Genomic DNA, 12,769 nt, shown 5'->3' on the forward strand with positions numbered 1-12,769 from the left:
TGGCTGGGTCTGGCGGGAGGAGCGAGGAACGAGCGACGGATGGTCTTGGCGGGGGTCCCCCTCGTGCAGGTCGCGCTGCGCGCGACCGGCTGAGGGATCAGGCGACGACGGTCGTGACCGGCAGCGAGGAGTCCGCCGGGAGGTCGAGCGCCGAGGGCTGACGCCCGCGGGCGACCAGCTCGGAGCCGAGCGCGGCGACCATCGCGCCGTTGTCGGTGCACAGCCCCGGCCGCGGCACCCGCACGCGGATCCCCTTCGCGGCGGCCCGCTCCTCGGCCAGCGCACGCAGGCGCGAGTTGGCCGCGACACCGCCGCCGATCATGATCGTGTCGATGTCGTTGCTGACCGCCGCGTCGATCGCCTTGCGGGTCAGCACGTCGCAGACCGCCTCCTGGAAGCTCGCCGCGACGTCGGCCACCGGCACCGGCTCGCCCGACGCCTCGCGGGCCTCGATCCAGCGGGCGACCGCGGTCTTGAGGCCGGAGAACGAGAAGTCGAAGCGGTGCCGCTCGAGGTCCTTGCGGGTCGACAGCCCGCGCGGGAAGTCGATCGTGATCTGCCCGTCGCGAGCCGCGCGGTCGATGTGCGGACCGCCCGGGAAGGGCAGCCCGAGCACCCGGGCGACCTTGTCGAAGGCCTCGCCGGCCGCGTCGTCGATCGTCGCGCCGAGCGGCGTCACGCCGAGGGTGATGTCGTCGACCAGGAGCAGCGACGAGTGGCCGCCGGAGACGAGCATCGCCAGGCAGCGGTCCGGCAGGGCGCCGTGCTCGAGCTGGTCGACGGCGACGTGGGAGGCGAGGTGGTTGACGCCGTACAGGGGCTTGTCGAGGGCGAGCGCGAGGGACTTGGCAGCCGCGACGCCGACGAGCAGGGCGCCGGCCAGGCCGGGGCCTGAGGTGACCGCGATGGCGTCGACGTCGCGCAGCGCGATGCCGGCGTCGGAGCAGGCGCGCTGGATCGTCGGGACCATCGCCTCGAGGTGGGCGCGCGACGCGACCTCGGGGACGACTCCGCCGAAGCGGGCGTGCTCCTCGACCGAGCTCGCCACGGCATCGGCCAGCAGCGTGTGGCCGCGCACGATGCCGACGCCGGTCTCGTCGCAGGAGGTCTCGATGCCGAGGACGAGGGGCTCGTTCATGCGGGTCATTGTGCCAACTCCAGCTGGAGCACGAGTGCGTCGACCTCGTGCCGGTAGTAGCGCGGCCGCCGGTCGATCTCCACGAACCCCTCGCGCGCGTAGAAGGCCCGCGCCGCGGCGTTGTCCTCCGCCACCTCGAGGAGGATCCGCTCCGCTCCCTCCTCCCGTACGCCGGCACGCGCCGCCGCCAGGAGGCGTGCGGCCAGCCCGGCCCGCTGGAGGTTGGGGGCGACCGCGATCCGCTGCAGGTCGCTGACGTCGCCGACGGTCCGCATGATCACGTAGCCGCGTGATGAAGGTTCATGAAGGGGCGCGGCTCCCCCGTGGCGCTCGCCATCGCGAGGTGCCTCGTCCGCGGACTCGATCTGGATCGAGCCGAGATCCGTGCTCGATCCGGATGGAGCCGTTTCGACGACCCATCCCCGGCGTCCGTAGCCGGTCAGCTCCTCGACGACCTGGTCCACCGACCACGCATCCGCACCGAAGAGCACGACCTCCAGTGCCGCGATCGAGGCGGCGTCCGCGGCGACCGCGGGACGCAGCACCACGTCGGCGGCGCCCGCAGCCGCGGGCGGGAGGGGGTCGGTCACGGCGAGGGGCGTTCGGCGGCGACGCGCGCAGCGGTGGCGACGGCGTCGGGCCGGCGGAGGTACAGCGGCTCGGGGTCGAGCGGCTCGACCGTGCCCGAGAGGACCAGCCGGGCCAGCCACCCGGCGCTCGGGCGGACCGGGCCGACGGCGTGCGGGAAGTCGGCGGGGTAGAGCACCGCACCCTCGCCGACGACGGGGCGCAGCGAGGCCGCATCAGCGGGCCGCAGCACGTCCGGTCCGCTGAGCCGGGTGCCCTCGGCGGAGTAGCCGGCGACGTACACCTCCTTGCGGCGGGCGTCGGTGGCGACGAGGAAGTCGCCGACGACCGCGCCGCTCGCGACCGCCTCGGCGGCCAGCACGTCGAGGGTGCAGACGCCGTGGACCGGCACGTCGAGCGCGAGGCCGAGCGTGCGGGCGGTGACCAGGCCGACGCGCAGGCCGGTGAACGGACCCGGGCCGACGCCGACGGCGATGCCGGTGACGTCGCTGACGGTGGCACCGGCCGACGCCAGGGCCTCGGCGATCAGCGGCGCGAGGTGCTCACCGTGCTTCATCGCCTGCTCCGACACCCGCTCGGCGACGACGTCGGAGCCGTCGTGGACGGCGACGCTGACCTGTGCGGTGGCGGTGTCGAAGGCGAGGAGCACGAGGACAGGCTAACCAGAGCGGCTCAGCCGGGCAGTCCGCCCCCGGGCAGCCCACCCCCGGGCAGGGCGACACCGAGCCACCGCGCGCCGACGGGCACGAACTCCACCCGGCGCGGGTCGTCGTCACCGTCGCCCGCCCCCGCGGCACCGACGGCGCGGGTGATCTGGACGTGGAGCCGCTCGTCGGCCAGCGCCTCTGCCATGCCCGCGCCCCACTCGACGACGGTCACGGCCTCGTCGAGGGAGGTGTCGAGGTCCAGGTCGTCGAGCTCCTCGAGCCCGCCGAGGCGGTAGGCGTCGACGTGCACGAGCGCCGGGCCGTCGACGAGCGAGGGGTGCACCCGCGCGATCACGAACGTCGGTGACGTGATGCCCCCGCGGACACCCAGCCCCTCCCCCAGCCCCTGCGTGAACGTCGTCTTGCCGGCGCCGAGCTCCCCGCTCAGCACCAGCAGGTCGCCGGCCTTCAGCACCTTGGCCAGGTCGCCGGCGAGCGCACGCATCGCGTCGGCATCCGGCGCCTCCGCACCGGCAGGGAGCGGCCGCACCATCTCGACGTACGGCGCGTGGCGGGCGACCTCGGAGAAGCCGCTGCTGTTCCAGAAGCCGATCGTCGCTTCGAGCTCCTGGCGGGCCAGGACGGTGAGGCCGGCGATGCCGAGCTCGCGGGCGGCGTCGACCGCCGCGCCGATCAGGACATGGGCGACGCCGTGGTGCCGCGCGGTCGGGACGACGCCGAACCGGCGCAGGGCGAGCAGCTCTCCGTGCGCGGTGGCGGTGGGGTCGAGGACGAGGCCGCCGACGACGGCGCCGTCGATGGTGGCGAGCAGCCCGCCCGGTCCCTTGCCCAGCGCGGCGCCCAGCGACTCGACGGTCTCCGCGAGCGCGTCGGCGGGCGGGTCGAGCGGCGGGCGACCCTCGAAGGCGGCGCGCACGACGGCGTACAGGTCGGACGCGGCCTCGGGGCCGATCCGCTGGATCTCGACGGTCACGGAGCCTCCACGCTCGCGTCAGGGGTCGTCTCGGCCGGCCAGGTCGCGGGGTCGAGCGCGCCGGCGATCAGCTGGTCGAGCGCGGCGTTGACCTGCTCGTGGCGCTCGATGAGCACCATGTGGCCGGCGCCCTCGCACTCGGTGAGCACGGAGCCGGCGATCGCCTTCTGCATCTTCCGGCTGTGGCCGACCGAGGTCAGCTTGTCGGCGGTGCCGCAGATGATCGCCGTGGGCACGCGCTCGAGCGCGTTGAGCACCGCGAACTTGTCGAGCGCGTCGAAGTTCGGGAAGAACTCCGACAGCACGTCGAACGGCGTCGCCGAGATCATCTGGTCGACGAACTCGATGTACGCCGCCGGCACCTCGTCGCCGAACGCGAACATGTCGGTGACCACGAGCGCCACCGACGACGAGAGCCGCCGCATGTGCTCGATGACCCGCGAGCCACGGGCCAGGCCGGCCATGACGCGCTGGGCGATGTCGGCGCCGAAGCCCTCGGGGATGACCGGGACGATCATGTGCAGCGGGCTCAGCCCGCCGGCGGTGGTGGCGACCAGGCCGACGCCGGCGATGCGGGTGCCGAAGAGCTCGGGGTGCTCCTCGGCGAGCGCGACGATCGTCATGCCGCCCATCGAGTGGCCGACCAGGACGACCGGACCGTCGGGGGCGACCTCGTCGAGGACGCGCAGCAGGTCGTCGGCGCAGTGCTCGATGGTGGAGTTCTCGCGGCTGGCGCGGCCCGAGCGGCCGTGGGAGCGCTGGTCGTAGAAGACGGTGCGCACCTGCCCGCGGTAGCCCGCGCGCTGGAAGTGCCAGGAGTCGAGGTTGAGCGTGAAGCCGTGGACGAAGACGACGGTGAGGTCCTCGATGCGCGGCTCGTTGCCGCGCGACCGCCCACGGTGGCGTGCGCGCCGACCGGTCTCGGCGGGCAGCTCGTCCACCTCGACGTGGAGCGCGACGCCGTCGGCGGCGACCACGGTCCGCGGCTCGGAGTGGAGTGAGCCGAGCCGGACGCTCTCGCCCGCGCCACGGCTGGCGATGATGTGGCGGTGGCGGGCGACTCCGTAGGCGGTGCCTGCGGCGGCGACGCCCGCAGCTCCGGCGGCGGTCAGGGCGCGGCTCTTCCAGCTCATGCGTCTCCCTCGGCGCTGTCGATGACGACCCGCGCGAAGCGCCCGCCGATGCGGGTCACGATCTCGTAGTTGATGGTGTCGCACCACGCGGCCCACTCGCCGGCGGTCGGCTCGCCGCGGGCTCCGGTGCCGAAGAGGAGCACCTCGTCACCCGCCTGCGCCGTCGTGTCGGCGCCGAGGTCGATGACGAACTGGTCCATGCAGATCCGCCCGCGCACCGGGTGGCGCTCGCCGCCCACGGCGACCTCGAGCGCGCCGGAGCCGTGCCGCGGCACGCCGTCGGCGTACCCGACCGGGACGAGGCCGACGGTCGTGGGCTCCTCGGCGACCCAGAGGTGGCCGTAGGAGACGCCGGCACCGGCGTCGATGTGCTTGACCATCGCCAGCCGGGCACGCGCCGTCATCGCGGGCACCAGGTCGAGCCCGGCCGGCGTCACCCCCGGCGCCGGGTCCAGGCCGTACGACGCGATGCCGCACCGCACGAGGTCGAAGCGGACCGACGGGCGCAGCACGGCGCCCGCGCTGTTGGCGAGGTGCCGCACCTCGGGGCGGAGGCCGACCGCCTCGGCCACGTCGAGCGCGTCGAGGAACGCCTTCTCCTGCGCGTCGTTGGCCGGGTGGGCCTGGTCCTCCGAGGCGGCGAGGTGGGACCAGATGCCGGTGACCACGAGCTCGCCGGCGAGCTCGGCACGACGGGCGGCGGCGACGAGGTCGGGCCAGTCGGCCGCGGTCGAGCCGCCGCGGGAGAGGCCGGTGTCGACCTTCAGCTGGACCCGCGCCCGCTCACCGACGGAACGGGCAGCCGCGCGGATCTCGTCGAGCTCCGCGACGGTGTACGCCGTGACGTCGACGTCGGCGGCCACCAGCGGCGCGAAGTCCTGGCCGGGGACAGCCAACCAGCACAGGAGCCGGCCGGTGTCACCCGCGGCGCGCACCGTGAGTGCCTCCTCGAGCGTCGCCACGCCCAGCCACTCGGCGCCGGCAGCCCGCGCAGCACGCGCGGCCGGGACCATGCCGTGGCCGTAGCCGTCACCCTTGACGACGGTCATCATCTGCACGCCCGGGCCGACCCACTCCTTGAGCCGTCGCACGTTGTGCCGGATGGCCGCGACGTCGACGACGAGCTCGGCGTTGGGCGTGTTCACGCGACCGATTCTGTCAGCAGCCGGGTTCATGGCGTCGGGAGGACGCGGCGTACGGCCGCGGAAAGGGCGTCGGCCACGGCCGACGCGGTGAGCGGACCGCCCGCCGACGCCGCGGTCGCCGCGGCCCCGTGGAGCCAGCAGCCGACCGACGCGGCGTCGAACGGGTCGAGCCCGGCGGCGAGCAGCGAGCCGATGAGTCCGGCGAGCACGTCGCCCGCCCCGGCGGTCGCCAGCCACGGCGTTCCGGTCGTGTTGACCCGCACCCGGCCGGCCGGCTCGGCGACGAGCGTGCGGCGCCCCTTGAGCAGCACCACGGCCCCGAAGCGGTCGGCCGCCCGGCGTACGGCGGAGAGCTGGTCGGCCTCGACCTCCGCGCGCTCCATGCCGAGCAGCTGCGCGAGCTCGCCGGCATGGGGCGTGAGCACGGCCGGCACCGCGAGCGGGCCGTCGACCGCGGCCAGGGCGTCGGCATCGACGACGACCGGCACGCCGTCGCCGACCGCCTCGGCGAGCGCGTCGGCAGCCCGGTCTCCCCCGCCGGAGCCGACCACCCAGGCCTGCACCCGGCCGGCGTTCGTCACCACCTCGGGGCGTGCGGCGACGACGCGGCGCGCGGTGTCCTCGTCGCCGTCGACCGCCCGGAAGCGGACCATCCCGACCAGTCCCGACGCCGCGCCCGCGACGCAGAGCCGCGCCGCGCCGGGGTACGTCGCCGACCCCGCGCGTACGCCGACCACGCCGCGTGTGTACTTGTGGTCCGCTCCCTCCGGCACCGGGAGCAGCGTGGCCACATCGGCCTGCTGCAGCGCCTCGACCGCCGCGGCCGGGAGGTCGAGCCCGATGTCTACCAGGTGCACCGTGCCGCACGCGGCGGCCGCCGGGTCGACCAGGTGCGCGACCTTCTCGGTGCCGAACGTGACGGTCAGGTCCGCCATGACGTGGGACCCCTCGACCCGGCCGGTGTCGGCGTCCAGTCCGCTCGGCAGGTCGACGCTCACCACCAGCGGCCGCGCGTGCTCGTCCGCCCCCACCCGTACGCCGAGGGCACGGCACGCCGCGACAGCCTCGCGCCGCAGCCCCGGGCGGCCACCGATGCCGACGATGCCGTCGACGACCACGTCCGCCCTCGCGGCGGACGCCACGGTCCGGCCACCCGCAGCGCGCAGAGCGGCAAGGCCGCCGGGGTGCGCGCGCTCCGACAGCAGCCACGCGTCGACCAGCGCACCACGCCGGGCGAGGTACGCCCCGGCGTACAGCGCGTCGCCGCCGTTGTCGCCGGAGCCGACGAGCAGCACCACACGCCGTCCGTAGGCACCACCCAGCAGGTCGATCACCGCATGCGCGAGCCCGCGGGCGGCGCGCTGCATGAGCACCCCCGACGCGAGGTCGGGGCTGGCCTCCTCGGCTGCGCGCACCTGCGCGACGGTGTGGGCGTGCCGCATGCCCTCAACCTAGCGCCGCACGGGCGGCGCCCGGCGTCAGGCCAGCGCCGAGAGCAGGAACGCCGACCCGAAGCCGACGACGGTCACGAGCCCGACCCACCGGCCGGCGTACTTCACGGCCTCGGGGACCATCGTGTCCGACAGCATCGTGAGGATCGCGCCCGCTGCGAACGACTGCGTCGTCGCGACCACGACCGGGTCCGCGTCGCCGAGCACGGCGAAGCCCAGGGCCGCCGCCACGGTCGAGGCCGCCGTGACCGCGCCCCACAGGCCGAAGATCCGGCCGATGCTGATGCCGTCCGCGCGCATGCCCGAGGAGGCCGACAGGGCCTCGGGGACGTTGGAGATGAAGACCGCGACCAGCACCGCGATGCCGATGCCCGAGCCGCCGACCAGCGAGATGCCGATCGCCGCAGACTCGGGGATGCCGTCGAGCAGCGCGCCCAGGACCAGTGCCAGCGGGCCGGCGTCGGGGTGCATGCCCTCGGGGTTCTTGCGGCGGTGGCCACCGCGGTTGTCGAGGAACCAGTCACCGAGGAAGAACGTGAGCGCGCCACCCAGCAGGCCGAGCACGACCGCGAGCGTGCCGGAGCGGGAGAACGCCTCCTCGGTCAGCTCGAAGGCGACCGCACTGAAGAGCACGCCCGTGCCGAAGCCCATGACCAGGCCGATGACCCGCGTCGACACGGGCAGCCAGATGCCGGCCGCGGCGCCGAGCAGCAGCGCGGCACCGCCGACCCCTCCCCAGAACGCAGCCTCGAGCACGCGCCCAACCTACGGCGTACAGCCGAGGAACCGGGTCAGCGCACCCGGCCGTAGACGACGTTGGTGGTCCAGATCGTCGTGAGGCGGACGACGTCGCCGGTGTGCGGCGCGTGCCACATCTGGCCGTTGCCGGCGTAGATGCCGATGTGGCCCGGCATGTAGACCAGGTCGCCCGGCATCGGGTCGGAGACGCGCGTCATGACGGCGGCCTGCGCACCCGAGGTGCGGGGCAGGTGGATGCCGACCGCGGCGTACGCCCAGCCGGTCAGGCCGGAGCAGTCGAACGCCGAGGGGCCGGTCGCGCCGTACACGTAGGGCTTGCCGGCCTGCGCGGCAGCAGCGGCCACGATCCGCTGGCCGATCGCGGCGGCGGCGCGCTCGCGAGCGGCCTCCTCGCGCTGGAGGCGCTCCTGGCGCGCCTTGGCGCTCTCCTGGATCAGCGGGCGCTGGGCGTAGCTGAACGTCGCGGGGGCCGGCGTCGACGCCGACGAGGTGGTGGTGCTGGCGTGGGCGGCGCCACCGGCCTGTGCGGTGACCAGGACGGTCAGCACGAGCGGGGCGGTCAGAAGGCGCACGGCGACGCGCGAGGACGTGGTGGTGAACATCGGATGACTCCGGCAGCGGCGCCTGCGAAAGATGACCTGTCGGGCGAGGACTGCTGGTGTCCCGGACGCGTGCGCGTCCTGAGCCCCGAGCCGGAGTGAACCGGCGTACTACCTGGGTCTTCCGTGCCCGCGCTTACTTCTTCGTGCTTGGTTCACCCCCGTCGAGCGCGGGCCTCGGCGCGGCGCGGGTGGCCCTCCGGTGGGAGGACTCGTACATTCAAGGCGCTTGCAAAAGTTAGCGCCGTGACCGCGGACACGATCCGGGCGTGGGCTGCCTCACGGCGGCGTGGGCTGCCTCACGCGGCCACGCTCACCCCTCGAGCACGACGTACGCCGTCGCCAGGCCGCCGTCGTGCGCCAGCGACACGTGCGTGCGGGTCACGCCGAGCGCGGCAGCGGCCGCCTCGACGGTGCCCCGCAGCACCAGCGTGGGCCGGCCGCCGTCGAGGCGCACGACCTCGCAGTCCTGCCAGGAGAGGCCCGCAGGTGCGCCGAGCGCCTTGGCGATCGCCTCCTTGGCCGCGAACCGGGCGGCCAGCGACTCGACCGGCAGCTCCGCTTCGGCGTCGGTGAACAGGCGCGCACGCAGCCCGGGAGTCCGCGCCAGCGACGCGGTGAAGCGCTCGACGTCGACGACGTCGACCCCGATCCCGACGATCACCGCGCGACCCTCAGCAGGACCAGGTCACTCGACCGTGACGGACTTCGCCAGGTTGCGCGGCATGTCGACGTCGTGGCCCATCAGCGTCGCGAGCTCGCAGGCGAAGAGCTGGAGCGGCACGGCAGCCACGAGCGGCTGGAGCAGGACCGGCACCTTCGGCAGCCGGATCAGCTCGTCGGCGTACGGCTCGATGGCGGTGTCGCCCTCCTCGGCGAGGCAGATGGTGCGCGCACCGCGGGCGCGGACCTCCTGGATGCCGGAGACCATCTTCTCGTGGAGCTGGTCGCGGCCGCGGGGCGGCACGACGCACCAGATCGGCAGGCCGTCGTCGACCAGCGCGATCGGGCCGTGCTTGAGCTCACCGGCGGCGAAGCCCTCGGCGTGGATGTAGGCGAGCTCCTTGAGCTTGAGCGCGCCCTCGAGCGCGACCGGGTAGCCCGCGTGGCGACCGAGGAAGAGGACCGACGGCGTGCCGACGAACTCGCGGGCCAGCGCGTAGACCTGGTCGGCCTGGCCGAGCACGGTCTCGATGTGGGCCGGCATCTGCTCGAGCTGGTCGACGACCTGGGCGATCTCGTCGTTGTAGCGGGTGCCCTTGACCTGCGCGAGGTAGAGGCCGAGCAGGTAGCACGCGACGAGCTGGGTCAGGAAGCCCTTGGTCGACGCGACGCCGATCTCGGGGCCGGCGTGGGTGTAGATCACCGCGTCGGACTCGCGCGGGATCGTGGAGCCGTTGCTGTTGCAGATCGCCAGCACCTTGGAGCGCTGCGTGCGCGCGTGGCGGATCGCCTGCAGGGTGTCGGCGGTCTCGCCGGACTGGGAGATCGCGACGACGAGGGTCTCCCGCGTGAGGATCGGGTCGCGGTAGCGGAACTCGCTGGCGAGCTCGACCTCGACGGGGATCCGGCACCAGTGCTCGATGGCGTACTTCGCCACCATGCCGGCGTAGAACGACGTGCCGCAGGCGATGACGATGACCTTGTCGATGTCGCGCAGCTCCTCGTCGGAGAGGCGGACCTCGTCGAGCTGGAGCCGGCCAGCGGCGTTGCGGCGCCCCAGGAGCGAGTCGGCGACCGCGCGCGGCTGCTCGAAGATCTCCTTGCGCATGAACCAGTCGTGGCCGTCCTTCTCCGCCGCGGAGAGGTCCCAGTCGACGTGGAAGGGCTTGCCCTCGGCGGGCTCGCCGTCGAACGTCGTGACCTCGACGCCCTCGCGGGTCAGGGTGACCACCTGGGCCTGGCCCAGCTCGAGGGCCTCGCGGGTGTGCTCGATGAACGCAGCCACGTCGGAGCCGAGGAAGTTCTCGCCCTCGCCGAGGCCGACGACGAGCGGGCTGTTGAGGCGGGCGGCGACGACCCGGTCGGGGTCCTGTGCGTCGATCGCGACGAGGGTGAACGCGCCCTCCATCTGGCGGCAGGCAGCCTGCATCGCGGCGGTCAGGTCGACGCCCTTGAGCAGCTCGCGCTCGATCAGGTGGGCGGCCACCTCGGTGTCGGTCTCCGACAGCAGCTCGTGGCCGTCGGCCTCGAGGTCGGCACGGATCTCGGCGAAGTTCTCGATGATGCCGTTGTGCACCAGCGCCAGGCGCTTCTCCTGGCCGAGGTGCGGGTGGGCGTTGCGGTCGGTCGGCGCGCCGTGGGTGGCCCAGCGGGTGTGGCCGATGCCGGTCGACGACGCGGGCAGGGGCTGCTCGGTGATCGCCTTCTCGAGGTTGGCGAGCTTGCCGGACTTCTTGTCCGAGGCGATCGCGCCGTCGTGGACGAGCGCGATGCCGGCCGAGTCGTAGCCGCGGTACTCGAGGCGGCGGAGGCCTTCGATGACGACGCCCTGCGCCTGCTTGCTCCCGACGTAGCCCACAATTCCGCACATGCGCGGCAGTCTACGGTGAGGGACCGTTCGCCCGCGGCCCGACGCGGACTGCAAGAATCGCGGCATGTCACACGACCCCGTGCGTCCCCCGGCGCGGCCGGAGGAGCACGTGCGCGTGGAGCCACGGCCCGACCACAAGGGCGAGCCGAAGCCCGAGCGCGACACCTCGCCGTACGTCGAGCTCGACCGCACCGCGTGGGCGGAGCTCGCCGCGGACATGAAGTCGCCGCTCACGCGCGACGAGATCCGCGCGCTGCGCGGCCTCGGCGACGAGCTCGACCTCGACGAGATCCAGCAGGTCTACCTGCCGATCTCCCGCCTCCTCTCCATGTACGTCGAGTCGCAGGGCCGCCTGCACCGCCGCCAGGAGGAGTTCCTCAACCGCCCGCAGCCGCCGCGCACGCCGTTCGTCATCGGGCTCGCGGGCTCGGTGGCCGTCGGCAAGTCGACCGCGGCGCGCGTGCTGCAGCAGATGCTCGCCCACTGGCCCGAGCACCCGCAGGTCGCGCTGGTCACCACCGACGGCTTCCTGCTGCCCAACGCCGAGCTGGAGCGCCGCGGCATCCTGCACCGCAAGGGCTTCCCGGAGTCCTACGACCGCAAGGCGCTCCTCAAGTTCGTCATCGACATCAAGTCGGGCCGCGAGGCGGTCGAGGCGCCGACGTACTCCCACCTGGTCTACGACGTCGTCCCCGACGAGACCGTGGTCGTGCAGTCGCCCGACATCGTCATCGTCGAGGGGCTCAACGTCCTCCAGCCCGCGCGCTCGCGCGACGACGGCAAGACCGGCCTCGCGGTCTCTGACTTCTTCGACTTCACCGTCTACGTCGACGCGGCCACCACCGACATCAAGCGGTGGTACGTCGAGCGCTTCCTCAAGCTCCGCGAGACGTCGTTCCGCAAGCCGGGCTCGTACTTCCGCCGCTACTCGAAGTTCAACGAGGCCGAGGCGCGTGCGGAGGCGGAGCGGATCTGGGACGAGATCAACGGTCCCAACCTGATGGAGAACGTCCTCCCCACCCGCTCCCGGGCCACCCTCGTGCTGCGCAAGGACGCCGACCACTCGGTCCGCTACGTCCGCCTCCGCAAGATCTGATCACTCGACGGCGAGTGACCCCACCACCCCGTCGTACGCCGCGTCCGACGGCCCGCCGGGCACGTCGAGGTAGCGCGCCACGACCAGCGTGACCACCTCAGCGCCTGACGGCCGCGCGACGGCCGTGAGCTCGGCGCGCTGCCCCGCGCAGCTGGTGCCGTCACCGAGGTCCACGTCGACCCGCGACCGCCACCCCACTCCCCCGTGCACCGGCGCGGCCCGTGACGCGCGCAGCCCCGACCCGACCGGCAGGCCGGCGTAGCCCCGCGCCCACGCGAGGGCGGTGGCCTCGGCGACGCCGGCGGGGTTGGTCGAGCGCACCCCGTCTGCCAGCACCGCCCACGCCACCGGACAGCCCCGCACCGACCGCAGCGCCTGCCCCCGCCCCGACGCGATGACCGCGCCGTCCTCGCGGTAGGCGACCCGCTCGGCCGCCGGCCGACGCGACCAGGCCGGCGGGACCGCGTAGGACACCTGCCCCACCCCGACCCGCACCCACGAGGCAGGAACCCCGCCCCCGGCCTGCCCCGCCGCCGACCCCGCCTCCGACCCCGCCGCCGGGGCGTCGTCGTGCCGCGGCGCGGGCGGCGGCACCCGCTCGAGCACCGCCGCCACCAGCACCAGCAGGGCCACGACGACGAGGGCGGCGACGGCCAGCCCGCGTGCGATCCGTCGAAGGGTCATGG

General features: G+C 74.0%; 13 protein-coding genes. 1 reads left to right on the plus strand and 12 read right to left on the minus strand.

Annotated features, from left to right (window positions below; genetic code table 11):
* Positions 1-97 precede the first annotated feature (97 nt).
* From tsaD to glmS, 11 genes are all read right to left on the minus strand, one after another.
* Positions 98-1,138, minus strand: coding sequence for a tRNA (adenosine(37)-N6)-threonylcarbamoyltransferase complex transferase subunit TsaD (tsaD, locus tag IEX47_RS10435; protein WP_373289211.1), 1,041 nt, complete (start codon positions 1,136-1,138; stop codon positions 98-100).
* A 5-nt stretch (positions 1,139-1,143) separates the two neighbouring features.
* Positions 1,144-1,728, minus strand: coding sequence for a GNAT family N-acetyltransferase (locus IEX47_RS17975; protein WP_229662789.1), 585 nt, complete (start codon positions 1,726-1,728; stop codon positions 1,144-1,146).
* A complete protein-coding gene (tsaB, locus tag IEX47_RS10445; RefSeq protein WP_188783946.1) occupies positions 1,725-2,375 on the minus strand; it encodes a tRNA (adenosine(37)-N6)-threonylcarbamoyltransferase complex dimerization subunit type 1 TsaB in 651 nt (216 codons plus the stop codon). Before tsaB ends, IEX47_RS17975 begins: the two co-directional genes overlap by 4 nt.
* Before the next feature lie 23 nt (positions 2,376-2,398).
* Complete coding sequence (tsaE, locus tag IEX47_RS10450) at positions 2,399-3,367, minus strand: tRNA (adenosine(37)-N6)-threonylcarbamoyltransferase complex ATPase subunit type 1 TsaE (RefSeq protein ID WP_188783947.1); 969 nt, start codon at positions 3,365-3,367, stop codon at positions 2,399-2,401.
* Complete coding sequence (locus IEX47_RS10455) at positions 3,364-4,500, minus strand: alpha/beta fold hydrolase (RefSeq protein WP_188783948.1); 1,137 nt, start codon at positions 4,498-4,500, stop codon at positions 3,364-3,366. Before IEX47_RS10455 ends, tsaE begins: the two co-directional genes overlap by 4 nt.
* Positions 4,497-5,645 carry an alanine racemase gene (gene alr, locus IEX47_RS10460; RefSeq protein ID WP_229662790.1) on the minus strand — a complete coding sequence of 383 codons (1,149 nt, stop codon included), beginning with the start codon at positions 5,643-5,645 and terminating at the stop codon, positions 4,497-4,499. Before alr ends, IEX47_RS10455 begins: the two co-directional genes overlap by 4 nt.
* A gap of 26 nt (positions 5,646-5,671) precedes the next feature.
* Positions 5,672-7,087 carry an NAD(P)H-hydrate dehydratase gene (locus tag IEX47_RS10465; protein ID WP_188783950.1) on the minus strand — a complete coding sequence of 472 codons (1,416 nt, stop codon included), beginning with the start codon at positions 7,085-7,087 and terminating at the stop codon, positions 5,672-5,674.
* Between the two features lie 36 nt (positions 7,088-7,123).
* Positions 7,124-7,852, minus strand: coding sequence for a ZIP family metal transporter (locus tag IEX47_RS10470; protein ID WP_188783951.1), 729 nt, complete (start codon positions 7,850-7,852; stop codon positions 7,124-7,126).
* A gap of 35 nt (positions 7,853-7,887) precedes the next feature.
* Entirely contained in the window at positions 7,888-8,457 is a 570-nt protein-coding gene (locus IEX47_RS10475) for a C40 family peptidase (RefSeq protein ID WP_188783952.1), read from the minus strand.
* A gap of 310 nt (positions 8,458-8,767) precedes the next feature.
* Positions 8,768-9,118, minus strand: coding sequence for a holo-ACP synthase (locus tag IEX47_RS10480; RefSeq protein ID WP_188783953.1), 351 nt, complete (start codon positions 9,116-9,118; stop codon positions 8,768-8,770).
* A gap of 24 nt (positions 9,119-9,142) precedes the next feature.
* Positions 9,143-10,987 carry a glutamine--fructose-6-phosphate transaminase (isomerizing) gene (glmS, locus tag IEX47_RS10485; RefSeq protein WP_188783954.1) on the minus strand — a complete coding sequence of 615 codons (1,845 nt, stop codon included), beginning with the start codon at positions 10,985-10,987 and terminating at the stop codon, positions 9,143-9,145.
* Between the two features lie 217 nt (positions 10,988-11,204).
* On the opposite strand from glmS, the gene coaA reads away from it, so the two are divergent.
* Positions 11,205-12,083: a type I pantothenate kinase gene (gene coaA / locus IEX47_RS10490; RefSeq protein ID WP_229662805.1), complete on the plus strand. Its 879-nt coding sequence runs from the start codon at positions 11,205-11,207 to the stop codon at positions 12,081-12,083.
* Here coaA and IEX47_RS10495 read toward each other — a convergent pair whose 3' ends face one another.
* Positions 12,084-12,767, minus strand: a complete 684-nt coding sequence (locus IEX47_RS10495; protein ID WP_188783956.1) for a DUF8017 domain-containing protein — start codon at positions 12,765-12,767, stop codon at positions 12,084-12,086.
* Positions 12,768-12,769 lie beyond the last annotated feature (2 nt).

It is taken from the genome of Nocardioides phosphati (assembly GCF_014646375.1).
Taxonomy (GTDB): domain Bacteria; phylum Actinomycetota; class Actinomycetes; order Propionibacteriales; family Nocardioidaceae; genus Nocardioides; species Nocardioides phosphati.